The following is a 23,427-nucleotide window of genomic DNA, read 5'->3' as shown; positions in this document are numbered from 1 at the left end:
AATCACCTGCCCTCCACGCCCGCGCTTATACGTATTTCTTGACGGTTGCGGAATACCGTTCGTCCGGCCGGCTCAGAACCGCGTCGTACAGCCGTTCGATCTGCCGATTCATGAGGCCGGAATGGAATTTTTCGTTGAAAATGCGCTCGCCGGCCCGCCCCAGATCCTCCAGCTTGCGCTTGTCCAGCGTCTGCAGAATGCCGGCAAGCTGCTCCTTGCGCTCGAAATCGAACACGTACCCGTTCACGCCGTGCCGGACGATCTCCGGAAGCGCGCCCCGGTTGCTGGCGATGACCGGCTTGCCGTTGCGCAGCGCCTCGATCGCGACGATGCCGAATCCCTCCCAGCGGGACGGCACGACAATGGCGTCGCAGGCTTGCATATAGCGGTCGATCTCCGAATGCTCCACCCAGCCGAGCCGGATCGCGTTGTCCGGATACCGGCGCTCGCTCGCCTCCAGCACGGAATCGCCGGCCAAATACAGGTCGATGTGCGGAAACCGCTGCTCGTTAAACACGTCCAGCAGAAGATCCAGCCCTTTCTGCCGGTCGAACCGCCCGACGAAGAGCAGGTTCAGCTTGTCCGGATTGACGGGAAAAGGCGAGACGGCCGCAGCGGCGGAGGCATCGGACACGCCGTTATACACGACGACCGATTTACGCGGGGGCAGCCCGTAATTCATCGCCATCGCGTATTCGTGCTTCGAGATGTGGATGATGGCGTCCGTTCGCAGCGACAGAAGCTTCTCCGCCCATGCGAACAGCCTGCGCTTCCAGGATTTCGTGTCCATCAGAAAAGCCCAGCCGTGCGAGCAGTAGACGACGGCGGGACGCTTCTTCCTGAAAAAAAACAACGACCGCAGAAAAACGCCCGCGAATGTCCCGTGCACATGCACGATATCCGGCTGCAGCTCGTTGACCTTCTTGTGAATTTCCCTCATCGCTTTAAGAAAATAAGCCGGCTTGCGCCGGTAGGGATACAAAATGAGACGGTCGGGACTGATCTGCAGCGAATGCCGGTTGGAGTTATGCTCGGAGGCCATCAAATAAATGTCGTGACGACCGGCCTGGTGCTTCAGCACCTCGTTGAGATGGGTTTCGACTCCGCCCTTCGTGAACTCGGACAGATGAAGGATTTTCGCCATCGTATCGCCTCCGTGTCTGTTTAGAATGCATCCCGCGAGCCGGCGACGGCTTTGAACGTTCTCAGCATGATTTTGAGGTCGAGCCAGAGGCATCTCTTCTCGATATAGGCGATGTCCAGCTCGACCATCTCCTTAAAGCTGAGCGTGCTTCTGCCGCTCACCTGCCACAATCCCGTGCAGCCCGGCGTGACGGACAGCCGCTTCTTGTCGCGCTCGGTATATTCCGCCACTTCCCTGGCCAGGGGAGGCCGGGGACCGACGAGCGACATTTCGCCTCTGAGCACGTTGATCAATTGCGGCAGCTCGTCGATGCTCGTCTTGCGAATGAACCTGCCGACCTTCGTCACGCGCGGATCTTCCTTCATTTTGAACATCGCGCCGTCGATCTCGTTGCGGTCGAGCAGCTCCTTCAGCTTGTCCTCCGCATCGGTGTACATCGAGCGAAGCTTGTACATGCGGAAGGGCTTCCCGTCCTTGCCGATTCTCGTCTGGCGGAAAATAACCGGACCTTGCGGATCCTCCCATTTGATCAGCGCGGCGGCGACGGCCAGCACCGGACTTACCAGCGCCAGGCCCGCCAGCGAACCGAGCAGATCGACGGTCCGCTTCATCGCGGAATAGAGGGAGAACGCTTGCCGCGCTTCCCGCTCTCGCAGGACGTTCGGACGGTAATCCGAAGAGGCTCCCCCTATCGCTTCGTTCCGGTAATGCGGACCGCTGTTCATCAGCTATCTCCCCTTCCCGCAATCAATTGCTGCACCAGCTCGCGCTCCATGATCTCCTCCAGTTCGGTCATCAGTATGTGCCTTAATTCCTGATTGCGCAGCGCGAAATTGATCGTCGTCATAATAAAGCCGATCTTCTCGCCCACGTCGTATCGGATGCCTTGAAAATCGTACGCGTAAACGCCCTGGGCCTCGTTCAGCTTCTGAATCGCGTCGGTCAGCTGGATTTCTCCGCCCGCTCCCCGCTCGTGCCGGCCCAAGTATTCGAAAATTTCGGGCGTCAGCACGTACCGGCCCATAATCGCCAGATTGGAAGGCGCCTGCCCTTGCGGCGGCTTTTCCACGAAGCGATTGACCCGGTACAACTGGTCCGTCCTCTCGCCCGGATCGACGATGCCGTAGCGGTGCGTCTGATCCACGCCTACCGTCTGCACGCCGATGATCGAACGGCCCGTTCGTTCGAACTGCTCGATCAGCTGCCGGGTGCAGGGAGTCTCGGCCTCGACAATGTCGTCCCCGAGCAGCACCGCGAACGGTTCGTCGCCGATGAAGTTGCGCGCGCACCATACGGCGTGTCCGAGCCCTTTGGGCTCCTTTTGCCGGATATAATGCAAGTTGACCTGCGAGGATTTGCGAACCTTCTCCAGAATGTCCAGCTTCCCTTTCTCCTCCAGCGTGTGCTCCAGCTCGAACGCGATGTCGAAATGGTCTTCGATCGCCCGCTTGCCTTTGCCGGTGACGACGATAATGTCCTCCACGCCCGATTCGATCGCTTCCTCGACGATATATTGGATGGTCGGCTTATCAACAATGGGAAGCATCTCTTTGGGCATCGCTTTCGTCGCCGGCAAAAAACGGGTGCCAAGTCCGGCGGCGGGTATAATCGCTTTTTTCACTCTCTCCATTTTGATCTCACCTATCCTTTTGATTTATGTCTGTCGGGGCTGTCCTGCGGGCAAGCAGAACTGTGCAAAAGATGATCGACGAATGAACGCTTCGTGCATCTGTCTCCTTACGCTGCTATACGATCTTGAAATTTTGAATAGGTAAACCCGTCACAATGTCATTTCAAGACCGTATGAGGCAGTCTCCAGGAGACAGACGCACTTCTCGTTTCTTTGATCATCTTGTTCTCCCTGCACGCCCTAAGCAGGGGCAGCCCTTTCGCTTGAATTCCCTACCAATCAGGGTTCAAAAAGTTCGATTTTCAGCACCGAGGCTGGTCGTTCGCCTTACGGCGAACTGCTCGCCCATGCATCCTGGAAGGTTGGATGAAGACCGTTGATGAGGAGCGGAGCGTAGTGGAAGCTACGTGAGCACCGGAAGAGACGGCTGAATTCAAGATTCGATGCCGAATCCGCTCCCTCGAACCTCTTCGTGATCAAAATCGGACTTTTGGAACTTCCTATTAGGGCATTTAACCCTTCCTCACGTCATACCCTTGACGATATACGTCTAAGGTCGGCTGACCCACAGCATGACCGAGTGCCTCCGGTGATAAAGGTGCAGGAGACATTACCTACCGCGCTTGCGGTCCGGGCCGCTTCCCCTTCGCTCAGGCATCGTCGCGATCGCCGTAATAGTAGTAATAGCTGTCCGAGTGCTTGCGGGGAACGTTGTTGAGCACGACGCCGATCAATCTGGCCTTTACGTGGTCCAGCGAAGCTTTCGCTCTGAGCGCCACGTCCTTCTTCACCTTGCCCGCTTCGACGACGAGGATGACGCCGTCGCTCTGGGCGGCCGCGATCTGCGCATCCGTCACGAACATGAGCGGAGGCGTGTCGATAATAACGACGTCGTAGCGTTCCCTTGCGGTCTCCAGCAGCGCGGCCATCCGTTTGGAGGCGAGCAGTTCCGACGGATTCGGCGGCGTCGGACCGGCGGGAATGATCGCCAGATTGTCGGTGTTCGTCTGCAGAATCACGTCCTGAAGCTCCTTCTGCCGGAACAGGGCGGTCGTGAGGCCGATCCGGTTCGAGGTTCCGAACAGATGGTGCTGCGACGGCTTGCGCAGATCCGCATCGATCAGCAGCACCTTCTTGCTCGTCTGGGCGAAGGCGACGGCCAGATTGGCGCACGTCGTGCTCTTGCCTTCCCCCGGCTTGGAGGAGGTGACCATGATCACCTGCAGCGTCTGGTCTATCGCCGAATACTCGACGTTGGTTCTCAGCATCCGGTAACCCTCGGAGATCGGAGATTTCGGATTCGCGTCCGTAATGACGCTCCACTTATAACGAGACATGGCTTTCCCTCCCGTTCGTTTGCAGCTGGTCTTTGCCGCCGCGCTCGGTCGCGTCCCGCTCCTTGAACCTCGGAATCGCGGTCAGCACCGGCACCTGGAACAGCGCTTCGATATCCTCCTCCGTCTTGATCGTGTCGTCCAAATATTCCAGCAGGAAAGCGATGCCCACGCCCAGCATGAGCGACAGGAGGAAAGCGACGGCGATGTTCATTTTCGGATTCGGGGCGACCGGGCCGTGCGCTTCCTTCGGGTCGGCGAAATCCAGGACGGACACGTTGTCGACCTTCATCAGCTCGGGGACCGATTTCTGAAAGACGACCGCCACCGCGTTGGCCGCCTTGGCCGCCCGCTCGTACGAACGGTCGCGGACGGAGATCGACATCACCTGCGTTTCGTTCACCGAGCTTACGCTGACCTTGCCGATCAGCTCGCCGTAGGACATCTTCAGCTCGGGGTAATCCTTGCTGACGCTTTTCATAATGCGGGGCGTCCTTATAATCTCCTTGTAGGTTTTGATCAGGCCGATCGTAGAGTTGATGGAGCCGACGTCGATGCTCGGAAGCAGGGAGCTGCTGTCCTTGTACTGGTTGACGATCAGCTTGGCCGAGGCCTGGTACTGCGGCGTGATGAAGTAGTAGGAATAGATGCCGACGCTCAGGCAGACGACGGTTGCGATCAGGGCGATCAGCAGCAGTCTTTTTTTGACGATGAGCCAGTATTGTTTCAGTTCCATCTCGTTTCCTCCGTCGCTCGTAGTGTTATAGCACTCTTCAAACCGAAAAATTAGTTCAATTAGAATAAGATTAGAATTTTATTATTCAAAACGAGAACTTTTGGACCGAAATAATCCGGACGAAGCGCCGCTTCATCCGGCCGTCTATTCGTTTCGCAGCCTTTCTCTCGCGTTTATCCCTCGTCGCAAGCCTGATCCCGGGCGTTGCTGCCGGTCGATTCGGGTCTGTGCCAAGCCGCATTCATAAATTCCCCGACCGTTCCGCCGCTTAAAATATACTCCATCATCGCTTTCATGTCGGCGTCGATTCCGAGCTTCTCCAGCGTCAGGGACACGAGCTCGGCCACGTCGACCGTTCCGTTCCGGGAATCGTACCCGGTGTAGATCAGCAGTTCTTCCCACGACAATGCGCTTGCGGAATCGTGACAGGGGCTCAGAGAGGCGTCCTGCGAGAGCTTTTCCAGAAAAAGCCTCAGCCGCTCCTGCTTCTGCATCAGCTCCGGATTCGAAACGTCCATCTCCAATCACCTTCGCTTGCGGTAGAAGTTCGAACTTTTCACCTCTACCCGAATCGTCTCCGAGTCGTCGTCAACTGGCGGTGCTGCCGCGATTTGAATTTAAGTATGACATAGAAAATAAAATTCCAAGAGGGATTAAAGACATGATGCCGATTAGCCATTCCTGCTCATTTTTAGATGAGGTCCGCGAGCGCGCAACCATCATTTGGGAAGCATTGAAGCGCCTTTTCATTCCATGGAAGCGCTCTACTTCCCGGGGGGCCTATGGAGACTATAGACCCGCCGTCCGGGAGACGATCCCGTCCGCGTGCCGCCTTGCCCAGTCAAGGTTTTCGTATGTTCGTGTCGATTGTTCGGACGTCGGGCCGCCAAGAAAGGCGATCGCAATCGGGGGAAAAGGGGGACTTAGGACAGTCATCCGGCAAGTTGTAGGAGAATTCAGCCATTTTTCAGGGGGATGCAACGTTTTGCCCGTCAAATTCATCGTTAGGGATGTAATCGTTTCCATTTGGGCAAAAATCTAAAAAATTTCGTCGATTTGCCGATTTTACCCCCTTCATTTTGCCTATTTTATGTTTATTTCCCTTTTGGAGCGTCTTTTGTCGCCGATTCGACTTCTCCGAGTCCCGGTCGCTTCGCCGGGCGCTTGCATCTCCAGCATTAATTTCGTTCCTTTTAACGCGATGTCCCGGTCAAAAAGGAGATCATGCGTCGCACTACATTGTCCTTGGGACGCATGATCGACGGCGGACGGTCGAAAAGCCCGTCTTCGACAACGCATTGCGCATTGCGCTTATAATACGCTTCCCACGGTTCGCCCATCCGCTCGCTGATCGAAGCGTAAGCCTCGCGCAGGCGAAATCCCCTTCGCTCAGGATCGTGGGCATCCGAGGACACGAGATGGATGAGGCCGCTCTCGCACAGCGTCCATGCGGCTTGCCGAACCTGCCTTCCGAAGCCGCCGAGCAGCGAATTTGCCGTCATTTGGGCATAAGCGCCGCGTTCGACCAGTTCGGCGAGCAGGCCGGGCCGGGCCGCGATTTCCGCATTGCGCTCCGGATGGGCGAGGATCGGCCGCAGCCGCAGAACGACGAGCTCATGAATCAGCTCGTTCATGTCCTTGGGAGTATGAGAGAACGGCATTTCAATCAATACGTAGGCGGTTCCGGCCAGCGTCAGCAGCTCTCCCCTGTGCCACGCGTCCAGCAGATCGCCGTGCACGCGAATTTCCTGCCCCGGCGCGATCGTGACCGGTACGCCCGCATCCGTCAGCCGCCCGTTCGCCCGGGAGACGAGCTCCCGAACCTCTGCGGCCGGGTTGTCATAGCGGCCGTTCGCATGGTGAGGCGTGGCGATAATCGTCGTTATCCCTTCCGCTGCGGCCGCTCGAGCCATTTTCAACGTCTCGTCCCAGTCCGACGCCCCGTCGTCCAGGCCCGGCAAAATATGCGTATGAATATCGATCATTCGGCTCGTTATCCCCTTATCCTCAGTTTCGAAAAGCGGATTTCAGATCAGCATCTCCCAATCGCAGATCCTTCCCTTTTGAAAAAAGGGCGCCCGAAGGCGCCCTCTGATATTCACAATCGATTACAAACGAGCTTCCAGCGCTTTCTTCTGCTCCTCGAAGCCCGGCTTGCCGAGCAGCGCGAACATGTTTTTCTTATACGCTTCGACGCCCGGCTGGTCGAACGGATTGACGCCGAGCAGGTAGCCGCTGACGCCGCAGGCGATCTCGAAGAAATACACCATATACCCGAACGTGTGCGGGCTCATGTCCGGCAGATTGACGATCAGGTTCGGCACGTTGCCGTCCGTGTGCGCGAGCAGCGTTCCGAGGAACGCCTTCTTGTTGACGAAGTCGAGCGTCTGGCCGGCCAGGAAGTTCAAGCCGTCCAGGTCGTCGTCGCTCTTCTGGATCGAGATCTGTTCGGATACTTCTCCGACCTGGAGCACCGTTTCGAAGATAATCCGATTGCCCTCCTGGATAAACTGCCCCATCGAGTGCAGATCCGTGGAGAAGTCGACGGACGCCGGGTAGATGCCTTTATAGTCCTTGCCTTCGCTCTCGCCGTACAGCTGCTTCCACCATTCGGAGACGAAGTGCAGTCCCGGCTCGTAGTTGACGAGAATTTCGACCGCTTTGCCTTTGCGATACAGCGCGTTGCGGACGGCCGCGTACTGGTACGCCTGGTTTTCGCTCAGGTTCGGGTTGTTGTAGACCGTTGCGGCGTCCTGCGCGCCCTTCATCATCGCATCGATGTCGATGCCTGCCGTAGCGATCGGCAGCAAGCCGACGGCGGTCAGCACGGAATAGCGGCCGCCCACGTCGTCCGGAATGACGAACGATTCGTAGCCTTCCTCGGTGGCGAGCACCTTCAGCGCGCCGCGCGCCTTGTCGGTCGTCGCGTAGATGCGCTTGCGGGCTTCTTCCTTGCCGTACTTGCTCTCCAGCGCTTCGCGGAAAATGCGGAAGGCGATCGCCGGCTCGGTCGTCGTGCCCGATTTGGAGATGACGTTGATCGACCAGTCCTTGCCTTCGAGCGCCTGCAGCAGGTGCGTTACGTAGGTCGAGCTGATGTTGTTGCCGGCGTAGAAAATTTGCGGAGTTTTGCGCTGCTCCTTCGACAGCGTGTTGTAGAAGGAATGCTGCAGCATCTCGATCGCGGCGCGCGCTCCCAGGTACGAGCCGCCGATGCCGATAACGATCAGCGCCTCCGAGTCGGATTGGATTTTCTTCGCCGCGCTCTTGATGCGGGCGAACTCCTCCTTGTCGTAATCGAACGGAAGATTGATCCAGCCCAGGTAATCGGAACCGGCTCCGGTTCCGTTATGTAATTGCTCGTGAGCCAGCTTGACGGCCGGCGCCAGATTGTCGATCTCGTGTTGGCCGACGAATTGCAGCGCTTTGGAATAGTCGAACTGAACGGTTTTGCTCATTGCCATCTCCCTTTCTCGTTTCGACCGCGTTTCGGTCAATAAACATTAGCTATAGAATACTGAATTATTCCAATTCATACAAGCAAGCTTCGATGAAGTTTTGATGAAGATTGCCCGCGAACCGCCACGCGGGCAATCGCGCCGCAGGCACGTGCAGCCCAAAGCGGCCTCCGCCTGCTTCATCTTCGCAGCGCATTCGGCAAGCATTCGAGCGCCGAAGCCGGCTGCGCCGACCGCGTGCCGATCTTCGGCGGACGGCGCTTCCTTCGTGCCGCTCATATCGATATGCTGTCCGTCGTATTACCGATCCTCTCCGCGACGAACCGCTCCATAGCCGGCCCGTCCGGCGCTCCCGTGCTGCCCCCGTATTGGCTGACCGACATCGCGCCGCATGCGTTCGCGTACAGCAGGCACTGCTCCGTGCCGCGACCGGACAGAAATCCGTAAATATAACCGGCGTTAAACGAATCCCCCGCCCCCGTCGTGTCCTTGACGGCGACCGGAAAACCGGATCGGTACGTCGTTGTCCCGCCGACCGACGCGACGGCCCCCTTGGCGCCGAGCTTGAGCACGATGTGGCGGCTGTGCCGGGACAATGCCCGCAGACAGTCCTCCGTGGAGGCGCAGCCCGTATAGTTCATCGCTTCGACCTCGTTCATGAAGAAGACATCCACCGCTTCCATCAGCTCGAAGATGCCGTCATACCATTCCCCGGTGTCGTCCCAGCCTACATCGAGCGAGGTCGTCAGTCCGAGCGCCTTGATTTTTCGCGTCGTCTCCACGTATTCCCTATGGTTGCAGCTCCCGCGGTAGCCCGTCAGATGAACGTGCCGTCCCGCGGCGACGCTGTCCATGTCCAGCTCTCCGAGGCTGATCTCCGAATTGGCGCCCGCGTAAGTGATGAAGGAACGATCCTTCTCCGGATTAAGGGCGATGGAGATGCCGGTGTTGTTCTTCGTGCTGGAGCGAATATATCTGGTATCGATTCCACAAAGAGAAAATTGATTCCGGATAAATTGTCCGAAACCGTCCTCTCCCAGAATCCCGTTAAATGCGATTTTTAATCCCAGCTTGGCCAGCGCCAGGCTGAACAAGGCCGCTCCCCCGCCGACATGCAGCGTCATGTTGGGAACGAATACCTCCTGGCCGGGTCCGGGGATTTGCTCGCACCCCGCGACGACCAGATCGATGTTGGCATCGCCGACTACGATTGCGTCATATGGTTTCACCGTTGTCACTTCCCCGTTCGCTTGCGTTTCCTATTTCGTGCGTAAATCTTCCGTCTGCCCGGCCCGGCTGCGCGAGCTCTCCCGCACGACCAGGCGATGCTCCAGCACGACGTCGCCTTCCGGAGGCGTCTCGCCGGAGATCAGCTTCAGCAATACGTCCATCGTCACCTTGCCCATCTGGTGGATCGGCTGCTCCATCGAAGTAAGCGTAGGGCGGACAAGCTCGGTCAATTGGCTCCCGTCGAAGCCGATCACCGCGATGTCTTCCGGCACCCGCAGATTGTGGTCCCGAATGCAGTTCATCGCGCCGACGGCCATATCGTCGCTGACCGCGAATACCGCCGAAGGAGGGTGGCCCGCGCTCAGCATTTCCTTCATCTGCTCGTAGCCGCTCTGCACCTTGTAATCTCCGAACCGGATATGATCGAACGCCAGCTTCCTCCCGAAGTCCGACATCGCGTTGCGATAGCCGCTGTACCGGTTCTGTCCGGACGTTACGTCCCGCATGTCCCCGCCGATAAACCCGATCGTCTCGTGCCCCTGCTCGATCAGGTAACGCGTTGCGTCGTAGGCGGCGGCGTAGTCGTCGACGATGACCGAAATAAACTTCTGATCGATCGGCTTTACGCTGGAGAACAGCACGGGCGTGTTGATTTTATGAATGAAAGCGCGGATCTGCTCGTTGATTTTCTCGTGCATAATGATGATGCCTTCCACCCGCATCTCCTGGAACACGTTTAGATACTTGTACTCCTTGTCGATATCTTCGCTGATATTGCAGACGAGCAGATTGTAATCGTTGGCGCTCGCCCGTTCCTCGATGCTGCTCAGAATCGTCGAATAGAAGCTGGACGTTAGATCAGGCACGATAACTCCGATGAGGTTCGTTTTTTTGCGCACCAAACTGCGGGCGATTTGGCTCGGAGCGTATCCCAGTTCTTCGATGACCCGGTTCACTTTTGCTTTGAGATCGTCTTTGACGTATTTCTCCCCGTTGAGCACCCTGGAGACGGTCGTCACGGATACGCCCGCCTTTTTGGCCACGTCTTTGATTTTAACCTGCATCTCATTCACCTCGTTAATAGCTGAAAAAACATCCAACAAGCTCAATTCGCCGGAACAGCCGCCAACTCCTGTCCGCTTGCTCCTTTTTTACGAAGAAAGACCGGGAGAACGCGGAATAACCGCCTTCCCATACGCCGCCAGGTGCACGGCCATCGCCGCCCGGCCTTCCTGCTTCCTTCCTATTCTTTCCAACCTACTCCTTCATCGAACCGATCATGACCCCTTTGGAAAAATACTTCTGGATTAACGGATAGATGATGACGACCGGCGCGACAACGACGATAATCGTGGCCATCTTCAGAGAGTCGGCGGTAATCTGGATCTTATCCAGCAGCTGGTACTTGATTCCGGCCGCCTGGTTCAAAGTATCCCTCATCGCCTCCGCGCTCGTCAGCATTTCCTGCAGCAGCGTAGATAACGGACGCAGCTTCGCCGAGCGGATGAAGAACGCTCCCGTAAACCAGTCATTCCAGTGGTTGACCGCAGTGAACAGCCCGATCACCGCAATGACCGGTCTGCTAAGCGGCATAATAATGCGAAGAAAGATCGAGAAGTCGTTGTATCCGTCAATCCGCGCCGATTCCTCGAGGCTTGGATGGATCTGCTGAAAAAACGTCCGGAGAATAATAAGGTTCCATGCGCTGTAGAGCCCCGGAAGAACGTAAACCCAGATGCTGTCGGTCAGATGAATCGACTTCAGAAGCATGTAGTACGGAATGATCCCGCCGCTGAACAGCATCGTGAAGAAGACGAGCATCATGAAGAACTTCCCGCCGGGCAGCGTTTTGCTCCTGAGCGCATACGCGGCCATCGCCGAGAGAAACACGCCGGCTATCGTGCCGACGAAGGTCCGAAATAGGGAAATGGCAAATGCGCTGCCGATATTGCCCGCCTGGAACACCTTCTCGAAATTTTCGAGAGACCAGATTCTCGGCCAGAAGAAAATTCCGCCTCTTTCCGCGTCCTTCCCGGGGTTAAAAGCAAGCGCAACAATGTTCAGGAACGGGAGAATTATCGATAAGCATAGCAAAAGGATCAGCAGATAGTTCAGGATTATGAAGATTTTCTCGCCGGCGCTCCGTCGGTAGTGAACGTGTCCCACTCTCTCCCACCTCCTGCAAGAAGGGAGGGCGGCTCCCCCGTAGGGGATGAACCGCCCGGCCGTCTGCTTGTGAATGCAAAGCCCGCTTCGCGCTTTAATACTTCACTTTGGTTTTCGGATCGGCGTTCTTGTCCGCCACCAGCTTCAGATAATCGTCCAATCCGGAGGCTCTAAGCTGCTTTAAGGCGCTGTCCAGAATCTCTTTCGCTTGATCCAGGCTTTTGCTGTAGTACGCCCGAACGAGGCTGTCGTTATAATTGTCCAGCGCCGCCTTCAATTCCATCGATTGGTTAAATTCGCCGAGGAACGACAACGGCGTGTATGCATCCTGTATGATTGCGTTTTGCCTTTTCTCGTCGAATTTCCATAGCTCGGCGACTTTGTGCGGAGTGGATATGCCGTCCGGATTTAACGAATCGCCGTAGTTGACCTCGCCGAAATCCGCCAGATTGTCGGTATCCGTGCTGCCGAGCAGCTCTCCCCAGTTGTTCCCTACGCCGGCGAACCCGAGCTTCTTCGCCTCGTTCGGGTCCTCCGCCTTCAGATCGAGCACCTCCTGCTTGACCAGCGGATTTCCTTGCCCGTCCAGCGTATAGTCCCGTCCTTCCAAGCCGTATTTCCAGAGCAGCTTGCCTTCGCGGCTGGCCAGGAAGTCGGCGAGCTTGACGATGTCCTCCGGATTTTTGGTCGTTGCCGGAATCGCCCAGGCGGAATAGCCGGCTTTGAAGTCGACCTTCATCTGGTAAGGACCGTCGACGTAATTCAGCGGACCGAGCGGAACGTAGTGCATATCCTTGTTGAATTCCTGGTAGCTGTGCATGTCCGCGATGATTCCCCAGGTGCCGTTCAGCGCACCTTCCGTCGAGCGGCTTTCGTCCATCGTGAAGAACTCCGGCTGCAGAAGGCCTTCCTTCAACAGCTTTTGGACGTATTCCACCTTCTTGAGCGCGTAAGGCGTTTCCGCTTCGTGCAGGACCTTGCCGTCCTTCGACGCGTAGATGCGCTGATCGTCGGCGCCCCACTCCAAATCGTTAAACAGGCGGCCGACTTCGTGCCCGCCCCAATAAGCGGGACCGATCGGCACAACCGATTTGCCATTGTTGTCTTTGAAATTGCCGGCTTTGATTTTGGCGGCAACCTCGTACAGCTGCTCGGTAGTCGTAACGGAGCTCGGATCGACGCCGATCGCTTCGGCGATGTCCTTGCGAATATACGGACCTCCGACCAGCTTCATGGGATCGTCTCCGCCTTTGCGGTTAACGTTCATATGGACAAAATAGGAGGAGCCTTCAAACTCCGGACGGAACATCACGCCGTATTTCGTATCCAAAGGCAGGAAGTCGTCCTCCAGGTATTTGCTGTATATCTTCGTGTTTTTCAGCAGCGGAGTGAGATCCGTGAACATCTCCTCCCGCGCCGCTTTAAGCACGACCGGCATCTCCGGGCGCCCGCTGTTGTTGAGATAGAAGGTGATGAAGTCGGGCAAGTCGTTAGCCGCCAGATCGGCGATCAAGCCGTCTATGGCCTGATTGGCTTTCATAATTTGAATCTCGTAATCGATGCCTGTCAATTCTTTGATTTTGGCGACGATCTCAGGATTCATATCTTCGGTGTAATCGTCGGAGTCCATGAAGACAAGCCCTTTGATCTTACGGTCGGCAATCCAGGTCGCCGGCTTGTTCGCCGAATCCGTCGAAGCGGCATCTTCCTGTTTGCCCGAACCGGAACCGTTGGTGCAGCCTGCCAGCAGCAGCGTCGCCAGCACCGGGACGATGAACCGTTTTACCCACTTTCTGCTCATGCGATTTCCCCTTTTCGAAAATGTTTTATGAAATACGCCTCTCGACGTCTCCCACTGCTTATCGAACGAGCCCGTAGCCATATGGTATCGCTACCATAACGAGGTGTCGGAAACCTTTCGCGAGATCCGATTGGCGCCAACGACCAGCAGCAGTCCGATGAGGCCCTGCATCATGCCGACTGCCGTCGCGTAGCCGTACTGCCCGCTTTGCAAACCAATGCGAATAATGTAAGTGTCCAATATATCGGAGAGCTCCATATTCCCCGGCGTTCTCAGCAGATACAGCTGGTCGAATCCCGCCGACAGGATATTGCCGAGCGACAGAATGAAGAGAATGACGATGGTCGGCATAATCGACGGCAGCGTGATGCTCCGGATTTCCCTGAACTTCCCGGCCCCGTCGATCTTGGCCGCTTCGTACATATCCGGGTTCACTCCCGCGATCGCCGCCATGTAAATGATCGAATCCCATCCGATCGACTTCCATAGATGGCTTCCGAACATGATCTGATAGAAGTACCCCGGCTGCATCATGTAGAACGTGCTTCCGTCGCCGCCCATATAGAAGATGAATTGATTGAGCAACCCGGTGTCCGGCGCCAATATGCGCTGGACCAGCCCGACGACGACAACCCAGGAAATAAAGTGCGGCAAGTAAAGAATGCTTTGCGACGCGTTCTTGAACCATTTGCTTCGCACTTCGTTGAACATCAGCGCCAGGAGGATCGGAAACGGCAAGTACAGGAACAGCTTCATTCCGCTGATGATGAGCGTGTTTTTGATCAATTGGGCGCTTTGGTAGGAATTGAAGAACGTCCGAAAATAATCCAAGCCGACCCAGGGGCTGCCGAGAATGCCTTTGTTAAATTTGTAATCCTTGAAAGCAAGAAGCAGCCCGCCCATCGGAATGTAGTTGAAAAGGACAAAGAAGACGATACAAGGCAGCAGCATCATGTATAAATACCGGTGCTTCAGCACTTCCTTCCAGAGCTTCCGCTGTGGAGCCCGCAGCGTCGGCGCGGCGTTCGCTTGCTTCATTGGCGGGAATCACCTTCTTTCCGATTTTTCTGGTATCGATTCCATAAAAAGCTTCAAAACTTCGCTCGCTCTGTCCGATCCTCCCCGCCAAGAAGCGGGAACCGGAATGCTGCGGCTTGCTCGAATGTGGTTTTCGTATTTCTGAAATCGTTACCAGTTATTCGCCTAAAAATAACGCTTCATCAAGAAAGCGCTTACTATGAGTGGATTATATCAAATAAATTTCCTCTTGGCTACAGCGATTTTTCGATTGCGGGCGCCGTTCGCAAGCTCCCATTGCAGGCCAAGCAAGCCGCCCGTCCGGCGCCAGGGCAAGCCGTATGCGGAGCGTCGGCTCCCGCCGCGCTTCTCAGGCTCGAATATCCGTTTCGCACCGCTCACCCTTCGCTTAACGAAATCTCCTTCGTCAAATATTCCAGGCTGTTCGCCAGAGAATCCAGCGGACTTCCCGGGCAGTAATCCTGCTCGACGGCATACCATTCGACGCCGTTAGCCTCGCCCCAGCGAAGGATCGGGGCGAAATCGATTGCTCCGCTGCCGATTTCCGCGAAATCGCGCCGAGCGTCCGCCGTCATGTCCTTAAGGTGCAGAATCGGCATCCGCTTCGCATATTTGCTGATGTATTGGAGCGGATCGAGGCCCGCCTTCTTCACCCAGTAAGTATCGATCTCCGCGTAGATCGGGCGTTCGGCGTCCGGCTCCAATACGTGGTCGAGCGCATAGCGCCCGTCGATCTCGGTGTGAAATTCGAAGTCGTGATTGTGGTAGCCGACCCGGAAGCCGAGCGGAGACACCTTTGCCGAGACGGCTAGCAGATCTCTGCGCACGGAGCGGTATCCCTCATCGTTCTGCAGCCGGTCCGGCAGCGAATGGCAGATGATGTCCTTCGTGCCGAATAGCCGCCCCTCTTCCAGAACGGCCTGCAAATCCTGGTTCATTCTTTCGAGTCCGACATGCATGCCCGCCGCCTTAAGCCCGAGCTCCCGCATCACCGCCGCGATCTCCTGCGGCTCGTTGCCGTGCAGACCGTCGATTTGAACGGCCGCCCAGCCCATCTTCCTCAGCTCTCTCAGCGTCCCGGGAAAATCCCGCTTTAACTCGTTTCGCACCGTAAACAACTGTGCCGCAAGCTTCTCTCTCATTCCTCCGGCTCCTCCCTCTCCAGGTTCAGCCATTCCAGCTGTTCCCGAGTCAAATCCATATTCATCGCCTGCAGCGAGTCGTTAAGCTCCGCTTCGCTCCGCGGGCCGACGATCGCCCCGCTCGGGAACGGACGGTTGAGCACGAACGCCAGGGCGATCCGGTTCGCAGTCGCCTGTTTCTCTTCGGCCAGCTTGACGGCTCTGCGGTATCGCTCCCAATTGTCCTCGCTGTAGTACACTCTGACCATCTCCGCATGGGAGCGATCCTCGGGAGAGAACAATCCGGAGAAGAACCCGCCCGCCTGCGCCGACCAGGACAGCAGCGGCAGCTGGTTCGCCTTATGCCAGTCGGCGGTCGCTTCGTCCGCCGAGACGCAGCCTTCCCAGCGCGGCTCGTTCGCCTTGGCCAGGCTCAGATTGACGCTGTTGAACATAAACCCCTTCAAGCCGTGGCCGGAGGCGTATTCGTTCGCTTCCTTGATCCGCAGATACGTCCAGTTCGAGGCGCCGATCGCCCGCACCGTTCCTGCCTCGAGATGCCGGTTCAGCTCCTCGATGACCGGCCCAACCGGAACGGAGGGATCGTCCCGATGCAGCGCATACAGATCGATGCGGTCGGTGCCGAGCCGCTCCAAGCTCTCCGCCAGATCCTTGCGGATCGCTTCGGGATTCACTCTCGGGCCCGGGCTGCCGTCGTCGTGATGGGCTCCCTTGGTCAGAATGACCATCCGCTCCCGATTTCCCGTCTCACGCAGCCATTGGCCGATCATTTTTTCCGCCTCGCGGTATTGGTGGGCCGTATCGATCGCCGTGCCTCCCGCCGCCGCGAACTGATCGAGCATCTCCGTGCCGCCCCACTTCTTGATGTCTCCCGTGCCGATCACAAGCCGGGACAGCTTGATTCCGTTTACCTCGACGAACTTCACCCGATTCCCCTCCCGCCTTCAATATGGTATCGATTCCATATTGAAGTCTTAATGATGGCTTTGTCGATCTCCCATGACTCTGGTATCGATTCCATAACAAGCGCTTACATAACGGCTATAGTCCGTATTATAGTCTATCGGATTCCCGGAAAACAAGCGAAAAATTTCCGCTCTCCCGCAGGCGGGTCAAGCCGTTTAACGAGACTTGACCCCGCCTGCGGGCAATCGCCGCTGCGCTTAAAGCATCTCTTCATCGTACCTCGGCAAACCGAATCTCTTCGCTAAGACGCCGCAAACTCAATCGGCGTCCTCTACCGCCTCGTGATCCACTTGCCGTTCGTAAAATCGGGACACGCGACCGGATGTCCGCCCAGGGCGATCGACTCCTCGGACAGGGCGGACAGGCTCATCCAGGCGGCCATGTCGTAGACGTCGATCGGCGTCGGCCGGCCTTTTTTGACGCAGTCGAAGAAATCCGCGAACGCGAGCCAGTCCATCCCTCCGTGTCCGCCTACGATGCCTTCCTTCGCGTATTTTTTCCAGATCGGATGGTCGTATTGCTCATAATAGCTTTCCGCGTTGCCCCACTGGCCCTTCCAATCGTCGTGATGCTCGTCGTGAACGCCGTCCATGAAAATGGAATGGTTATCCTCCATGAACATGCCCTTCGTTCCTCTGACCGTAAAGCCCCGGGAATACGATCTGGGCAGGGTCGTATCGAGCGTAATCGCGATCGTCTCGCCGCGGGCGCAGCGAATGACCGTCGTGACGATATCGCCTTGCTGGAACCGGACGCCGGCCAGCGGATGTCCGTCGTCTCCCGTCCGCCGGATATACTCCTGCATCCCGCTCGCCTTGGAGGCTACCGAGACGAGCGACAGCATCCGGTTGCCGCGGTTGACGTCCAGCACTCTGGCTATCGGACCGATCTCATGGGTCGGATAATTATCGCAATTGCGGTGAATGTACTCCTGCAGCCGATAGTGTCGGTTCTCTTCGCCGCCGGCGATCTCGCTGCGCAGATCGTGGTGGTAGCCTCCGGAGCAATGAACGATTTCCCCGAAGAGGCCTTGCTTGACCATGTTCAGCACCATCAGCTCGTCTCGGCCGTAGCAGCAATTTTCCATCAGCATGACCGGCGTTTTCGTTCTCTCGTACGTTTCCACCAATCTCCAGCATTCCTGGAGCGAATAAGCTCCCCCGACTTCGCTGGCCGCGTATTTGCCCGCCTCCATCGCCGCGACGGCAATCTCGATATGCGCGGCCCAGGAGGCTCCGATGACAACGGCGTCGATGTCAGCCATCGCCAGCACGTCCTCGTACCGTTCGATCGCCGTCGGCCGGCTGCCTCCCGCTTGCTCGACCGCGTTGGCCGCCGCTTCCCGGCGATCCTCGTACAGATCGCATACCGCCGCGACTTCAACGTCCTTGGCGTTGCGAATAATCATTTCCAGCAGCGAAGCGCCGCGCGCCCCGAGCCCGATCATGCCGATTTTCAGCTTCTCTTTCATGTTGTTCCTTCTCCCTCCCCGATCTGAACAGAGCGGCTTAAGCTCCGCTCAGCTTCGCAATACGTTCGTTGATTTCCGCCCGCTTCGTCAGCAGCCAGGACGCTTCGCGCGGATAATGGCGGAACGTGAGCGGCTCCGGCAAACCCTTGTCAAGCAGCTCCAGCACCCGTTCCCGGCCGGAGAGCGATTCCAGCAGCTCGCACGCCCGCAAATCCTGCAGCGCTTCCCGGAACACCTCCCAGCGAATCGAATCGAGCGGACCGTCCGTTCCCGGATATACGGCGAATGCGTCTCCCGAAGGGAACGCTCCGCCGGCGTCCGTCACCCGATACGGATCGATCGCTTCCCGCGAATTCTGCGTATTCCAGAAATTGTAGCCCCAGTGGAGGAAGCCCTTGATCCCGTACTTATACAGCTGATAGCCCAAAATCCGGTTGCGGGCCGACGGCATATTGAAGAAGCGGTTGGACACGTCGACCGACTGCCCGCAGCAGTAATACGTCCACAGCTCCGAAACGCCGTTGTCCAGAAACGAGTCGATATGATCGTTCGCCGGAATCGGAACCGGCACGAGCCCCTGCTCGTAAAAACCGTAATCCGACAACGCTTCGATAAAAGGATAAGCGCCCAAATGCTCCTTCAGAATGGCCCCGGCGCTGCGGTAATCTTCCAGCTGCGTCAAATTCGGCTCGTCGGAAATATGGAAGTAGCATCTATGCTCCAGGTTATGCGCGCGAATGAAAGCGTCCAGGGCGGGCAGGAACCGGGACAGAAACCGGCGATACGGCTCGCCGGTCGCTTCCGTCTCCCAGCCGAAAATCCGCTTTTGCCGCTGCTCTCCGCCTTCGGCCGCCGTCGCTACGATTTTCGGCGCATGCCTGGCTCCCCATTGCGTGAACAGATGGGAAAACTCCAAGTAGCGAATGCCGACGCGGTCGCACATCTCCACCCATCTGACCAGCCTGTCGAAGCCGAAGCGGTATTCTCCCTCCGCCGTCAGCTCGACGTCGACGAGCTGCACGGTCGGCCGCTCTCCCCCGACCGCCGTGTCCAGCGGCGGAGTGAACAGCGGAGTGAGCAGCATATTCATGCCGTGGCGAACCGCGTTCCCGGCATAGCGCTCGATCAGCTCCCAATGCTTTTCTCCGAAAATTTCGATATTGTAATACGTCGCCAAGCAATCGTAGTGCATCCATTCCGTATGAATCAGCTTCTGCTGCGGCAGCTCGGCTGGAAGAACGTCCAGCACAAACCGCTGGCTGCCAAGCTCCGCTCCCTCGTCGCCCTTAAATTGGATGTCCAACGTAAACGAGCGAACGCCCTCGGAAGAACCACCTGCCGCGGCCCATGCTTCCTTCGACGGGAGATCGACCGTTACCCATAACGTTCTCCATTGTCCGGGATAAACGCGCATTCCGTTGTTCGAGAGCGGATAGAGCGGGTCGGGATACAGCCCCGGCGTCTTGCGCAACACATAATCGTCGGAGTGAGCAAACGTCGGCAGCTCGGAGGGAGCCAGTCCGACCGAACGCACAGTTGTCCATGGGGCGAGCTCGGACGAAACTTCAACCTTCAGCGAATATACCAATGCCTCAGAACGATAAGCCACTTGGAAGGCAAAGGTTTCTGCCCACAACGCCGTTCCCCGGTTCCATGACGCTTCCGTTAGCGCTTCGTCGGCAAATACTTTCACAAGCGAGCTGACGCAGCGGGTTTGAAACTGCGAATGATTTTCTGCCATATTAATCGCGTGCTCCTTAGTTGATCGCATAATAAATATGGCTTTATCTTATCAGGAGGGTATACCGGAGACAATCTGAACATATTCTACAATTCTATAACGATATTGACTTCTCTGATCGCGATATAAAATGAAATCCCCCTTATAATTCGGTTCTTATAGTATAATAGATGCAAAAATGTTATCCAGGAGAAAGTGCCATGCTGCAACCGGGTTCATTCGCCTTCCGCCCTTTCGAGGCGCAGCCGTATATGACGTTGGATTCGCTCGGCTGGTCGACAGACGCCGAGGCGGGCTACGGCAACGACTGCCGCATTCGAAGCGATAAAGGACATGCGGTTTTTCAGTATACATTAAGCGGGGAAGGGCGCGTCGATAGCGACGGGCAAACGTGGGAGGTTCCGGCCGGATACGGATTTATCGTCCGGGTGCCGAGCGAGCAGCGCTACTACTATCCGCCGGAGGGGACAGAGCCGTGGGCCTTCGTGTGGCTGAATATCTGCGGAGAAGACGCGCTGCGCATGTGCGACAGAATCGTCGAGAAGCATGGGCCGGTCGTGCGGTTGTCCGCCGAATCGCAGCCGATCGCGATTTTCTGGGAGATGTATCAGGCGGTGTCCGTCGATCGACTGTCCGATCCGATCGAGCTTTCCGCCCACCTGTACAAATGGGCGCTCTCCCTCCTGCGCTCCGATGCCAACTACGCGGCCAAGGAATCCGGCATACATCCGGCGATTCGGCAGGCCAAGAGGTTTATGCGCGACCATTTTGCCCAGTCGCTTACGCTGGAGGACATTGCGGCGAGCTGCGGCGTATCCCGCTCCTATCTGTGCAGACTGTTCCAGAAGGAAAACGACTCCCCGCTCGCCTACCTCCAGCGTAGACGAGTGGAAGCCGCCGTAACGATGCTCCGCAAAACCGATGCCAGCATCCAGTCGATCGGCATCCGCTGCGGCTTCGACAGCCCCAGCTACTTCGGTAAAACCTTCCGTCATTATTTGCAGCTAACACCCGGCGAATTCCGCCGCCGCACGGCCGAGCATCCATACGATACCGTTTATTTGGATTAGTTGAAAAGGGGGCTGTCTCAGCGGAACCCTGGTCGGGGTATGGAGACTAAAGTGCCTCGACAAGCACCGTGGGGGCGGGGCGTGAAGGCCAAATTAGTGCCTTGACGGGGGCCCCGGCGGTCGGCGCGCGAAGGCCAAATAAGTGCCTCGGCGGGGCCGAGGTGGGGGCGTAAAGGCTTTCCTACTGCAACCCGCCAACGAAATCAAAAAACGCTTTTTTATTTAGCGCATAAGCAATTCTGACTTCTTTGTCGACGAAAACATGTCCGTTCCCTGTTACTTCCAATTCTCGCTTCGTTCCATTTTTCCACTCGATCACGATTACGCCGAGTAAGTCGAATGGATAAGCTTCAGTAAACGAACTTGCGTTATCCAAGATGGCCTTCAGCTTATCCAAACCTTTGTTATCCGTAAGTTCCACAGCAAGTTGCCCGTCCCCCCGCTTAATGGTTACTTTGACGATATTTTCACGGTCAAATACAAACGGGGCAGGATCAGGAGCCTCACTTTCCATGAGATTGACATCCTCTTTACTGCAGCCGACTGTAAAAGTTAGCACAAGGACAATAAAAATCAAAAACCTGTGGTATCTCATCTAAACACCTCCTTCTGTATAATTAGACGCAATTTCTCTTGTTTGGTTACCAGCCTCTCTCGGCTCAGCCGGCTTGTGTGGAAGAGGCATAAGCCGATTAGCACCATACGATGCTAAACGGCTTATGCCTGACTCATCTGATTTACCAAGAAATATAGTATTAATTGTTAGGGGAAGGAAACGCTTGAAGTCAATATCTGAGTCATACCAAGATCGCTGAATACCCTACCCGCTTTTGAGTAGAAATACCAATCATTTGCTACACCTCCGCTTAGAACACCATAAATACCTCTTTTGGAAGCGGGTTCATTTGATATTCTAGCATACACTGCCCCACCGCTATCTCCTCCGGAAGTCTGATTATTATCAACTTTAACCATATTCGAAAATTGTATCGCACCATTCTGATATGAAGTAGAGAAATTGTTATCAATTATAGTCCCACATGTAGGAAGGGTATTATTTCGACCAGCGATACATACATAAGTGCCTACAATATGATTTGCTTCATATTCTTTAATATCGACAAAATCGGTGTCGGTATTTTGGATTTGAGCACTTGCCTTATTTGAATTAACTATTTGAATCGCCAACATATCGGCTTGCCCGCCATATTTTCTATAAGCAGCTGTACCAAAATAATCGCCGCCTTGGCTCCAAGGGGTATTTAGTGCGCCGCAGTGGGCAGCTGTAATAACGTAATAATAATATGATCCGTTTGATTGCTCTTTCCTTGCATTGAACGCTGAACTGCAGACGTTAACATAACCAGGGGTTCCAGAAGGAGTATCAATGCCTAATCCCCCCCTTAACTTGAACGAAGCTGTGGTTCTAGTGTTAAAGGGCTCGGGTCTATTAGGGGCCAATACATAATCAATATGTTCCCTTGCAAAATCAGACAAACGATTGTCAATTAATTTTGAAAAAGATAAATCACTTAATCCAACAAAGACTTTATTGTCTTTAAGTGAAACACTTGATTCGGTAATCGGAAATTCACTGAATAGAGGAGTAAGCTCATCTTGAATATTCGAAAGTTCTTCTTTGTTGATCCGGGCATTAAAAAACTTCACTCGATCAGGTAAAGAAAATGATTTAAGCATTTGCTCAGCAACATGACCATTTAATTTTAAATCAACAATTCCAACTTTAATAGTTCCATTGTCTAGATTATCCAGAAAAACTCCAGCAAATATTTTTTTCCATTCCTCATGATACATAGCTTTTTCTGACGAAGAAGGATTCTTATTCAACTCAGGATAAATAGTATTTTCCAGATCAGAAGCCTCTCCGATTAATACGTCGCGCGTATTCATCTCTGCAACTTCCTCGTCGGTTAATGCAATTCCATAGATATTCTTTGTTTTCTGATATACGAAGTTTGAGTTAACAATCTGAACATCTGATATAGTAGTATTAAACCCCAGTTGCTCCCTTATTCTGATGCTTGAATCTAAACTTTCACGGTCAGCACTTGGAGCGCCAAGAACGGCTGAGCTACTAAAAAGCAAAGTCAATAAGGTGACAAACAATAAAACCTTTTTCATGAATTCTCCTCCTCGTATGGTATCTTTTCAAACTCCGTTACTTTCCAGCAAATTTTCTCTGAAAAATCCTCCTCCTGCTAAACACAAATGTCTGTTTCTCTGGTACATAAGTTTGAACTTCTACCATTAGCTATTTCTTTTGCACTCTCTTTCTCATCCGAGACTGCCATGTATCACCTAATTTACACACCTCTTCCTTTTTTTATTATATAACCCATATTAACCATATCACCTCTCTGTTGTCGAAGTAAGCATAACCTTGTCGAATCAAAAAATATTTCGCATCATAATAGAGAGAATTTTGGAGTTCGATGCTCGAGAATAAAAATAATCGTGGCAAGTTCCACACCGTATTTAG

20 protein-coding genes are annotated in these 23,427 nt (G+C 55.4%); 1 reads left to right on the top strand and 19 read right to left on the bottom strand.

The window, feature by feature from the left end:
• Window positions 1-25: 25 nt before the first annotated feature.
• The 17 genes from ACFFT4_RS32655 to ACFFT4_RS32575 form a co-directional block, all read right to left on the bottom strand.
• Complete coding sequence (locus ACFFT4_RS32655; protein WP_378053595.1) at window positions 26-1,144, bottom strand: glycosyltransferase; 1,119 nt, start codon at window positions 1,142-1,144, stop codon at window positions 26-28.
• A gap of 20 nt (window positions 1,145-1,164) precedes the next feature.
• The gene (locus ACFFT4_RS32650) at window positions 1,165-1,869 is read right to left on the bottom strand and encodes a sugar transferase (protein ID WP_378053593.1); all 705 of its coding nucleotides are present in this window, start codon (window positions 1,867-1,869) and stop codon (window positions 1,165-1,167) included.
• Entirely contained in the window at window positions 1,869-2,774 is a 906-nt protein-coding gene (galU, locus tag ACFFT4_RS32645) for a UTP--glucose-1-phosphate uridylyltransferase GalU (RefSeq protein WP_378053591.1), read from the bottom strand. Before galU ends, ACFFT4_RS32650 begins: the two co-directional genes overlap by 1 nt.
• 650 nt (window positions 2,775-3,424) lie before the next feature.
• Window positions 3,425-4,111 (bottom strand): CpsD/CapB family tyrosine-protein kinase, encoded by a 687-nt coding sequence (locus ACFFT4_RS32640; protein WP_378053589.1) that lies wholly within the window; start codon window positions 4,109-4,111, stop codon window positions 3,425-3,427.
• Complete coding sequence (locus ACFFT4_RS32635) at window positions 4,098-4,844, bottom strand: YveK family protein (RefSeq protein ID WP_378053587.1); 747 nt, start codon at window positions 4,842-4,844, stop codon at window positions 4,098-4,100. The genes ACFFT4_RS32640 and ACFFT4_RS32635 overlap by 14 nt, the downstream gene beginning before the upstream one ends.
• Before the next feature lie 173 nt (window positions 4,845-5,017).
• Window positions 5,018-5,362 (bottom strand): hypothetical protein, encoded by a 345-nt coding sequence (locus ACFFT4_RS32630; protein ID WP_378053585.1) that lies wholly within the window; start codon window positions 5,360-5,362, stop codon window positions 5,018-5,020.
• A 675-nt stretch (window positions 5,363-6,037) separates the two neighbouring features.
• Window positions 6,038-6,829: a tyrosine-protein phosphatase gene (locus tag ACFFT4_RS32625; RefSeq protein WP_378053583.1), complete on the bottom strand. Its 792-nt coding sequence runs from the start codon at window positions 6,827-6,829 to the stop codon at window positions 6,038-6,040.
• Between the two features lie 123 nt (window positions 6,830-6,952).
• A complete protein-coding gene (locus ACFFT4_RS32620; protein ID WP_378053581.1) occupies window positions 6,953-8,302 on the bottom strand; it encodes a glucose-6-phosphate isomerase in 1,350 nt (449 codons plus the stop codon).
• Between the two features lie 275 nt (window positions 8,303-8,577).
• Window positions 8,578-9,531 (bottom strand): carbohydrate kinase family protein, encoded by a 954-nt coding sequence (locus ACFFT4_RS32615; protein WP_378053579.1) that lies wholly within the window; start codon window positions 9,529-9,531, stop codon window positions 8,578-8,580.
• A 30-nt stretch (window positions 9,532-9,561) separates the two neighbouring features.
• Window positions 9,562-10,596, bottom strand: a complete 1,035-nt coding sequence (locus ACFFT4_RS32610; RefSeq protein ID WP_378053577.1) for a LacI family DNA-binding transcriptional regulator — start codon at window positions 10,594-10,596, stop codon at window positions 9,562-9,564.
• 193 nt (window positions 10,597-10,789) lie between these two features.
• Entirely contained in the window at window positions 10,790-11,698 is a 909-nt protein-coding gene (locus tag ACFFT4_RS32605; RefSeq protein ID WP_378053575.1) for a carbohydrate ABC transporter permease, read from the bottom strand.
• Window positions 11,699-11,792: 94 nt separating this feature from the next.
• A complete protein-coding gene (locus ACFFT4_RS32600; RefSeq protein WP_378053573.1) occupies window positions 11,793-13,499 on the bottom strand; it encodes an extracellular solute-binding protein in 1,707 nt (568 codons plus the stop codon).
• Between the two features lie 90 nt (window positions 13,500-13,589).
• Window positions 13,590-14,537 carry an ABC transporter permease gene (locus ACFFT4_RS32595; protein WP_378053571.1) on the bottom strand — a complete coding sequence of 316 codons (948 nt, stop codon included), beginning with the start codon at window positions 14,535-14,537 and terminating at the stop codon, window positions 13,590-13,592.
• A 377-nt stretch (window positions 14,538-14,914) separates the two neighbouring features.
• Complete coding sequence (locus ACFFT4_RS32590; protein ID WP_378053569.1) at window positions 14,915-15,679, bottom strand: sugar phosphate isomerase/epimerase family protein; 765 nt, start codon at window positions 15,677-15,679, stop codon at window positions 14,915-14,917.
• The gene (locus ACFFT4_RS32585) at window positions 15,676-16,605 is read right to left on the bottom strand and encodes an aldo/keto reductase (protein WP_378053567.1); all 930 of its coding nucleotides are present in this window, start codon (window positions 16,603-16,605) and stop codon (window positions 15,676-15,678) included. The genes ACFFT4_RS32590 and ACFFT4_RS32585 overlap by 4 nt, the downstream gene beginning before the upstream one ends.
• Before the next feature lie 311 nt (window positions 16,606-16,916).
• Window positions 16,917-18,116, bottom strand: a complete 1,200-nt coding sequence (locus ACFFT4_RS32580; RefSeq protein ID WP_378053565.1) for a Gfo/Idh/MocA family protein — start codon at window positions 18,114-18,116, stop codon at window positions 16,917-16,919.
• Window positions 18,117-18,153: 37 nt separating this feature from the next.
• Complete coding sequence (locus tag ACFFT4_RS32575; protein ID WP_378053563.1) at window positions 18,154-19,857, bottom strand: DUF4091 domain-containing protein; 1,704 nt, start codon at window positions 19,855-19,857, stop codon at window positions 18,154-18,156.
• A 200-nt stretch (window positions 19,858-20,057) separates the two neighbouring features.
• On the opposite strand from ACFFT4_RS32575, the gene ACFFT4_RS32570 reads away from it, so the two are divergent.
• Window positions 20,058-20,927, top strand: a complete 870-nt coding sequence (locus ACFFT4_RS32570; RefSeq protein ID WP_378053561.1) for an AraC family transcriptional regulator — start codon at window positions 20,058-20,060, stop codon at window positions 20,925-20,927.
• A gap of 181 nt (window positions 20,928-21,108) precedes the next feature.
• Here the strand turns inward: ACFFT4_RS32570 and ACFFT4_RS32565 are convergent, their stop codons facing one another.
• Together ACFFT4_RS32565 and ACFFT4_RS32560 are read right to left on the bottom strand one after the other, a co-directional pair.
• Entirely contained in the window at window positions 21,109-21,522 is a 414-nt protein-coding gene (locus tag ACFFT4_RS32565; RefSeq protein WP_378053559.1) for a hypothetical protein, read from the bottom strand.
• 167 nt (window positions 21,523-21,689) lie between these two features.
• Window positions 21,690-23,069, bottom strand: a complete 1,380-nt coding sequence (locus tag ACFFT4_RS32560) for a S1 family peptidase (RefSeq protein ID WP_378053557.1) — start codon at window positions 23,067-23,069, stop codon at window positions 21,690-21,692.
• Between the last annotated feature and the right edge of the window lie 358 nt (window positions 23,070-23,427).

Origin of the sequence: Cohnella cellulosilytica, from assembly GCF_042431195.1 — a bacterium.
GTDB classification, from domain to species: Bacteria; Bacillota; Bacilli; order Paenibacillales; family Paenibacillaceae; genus Cohnella; species Cohnella cellulosilytica.
Note: the sequence above shows the minus strand (reverse complement) of the source record. Positions and strands in the feature narration are given on the sequence as shown.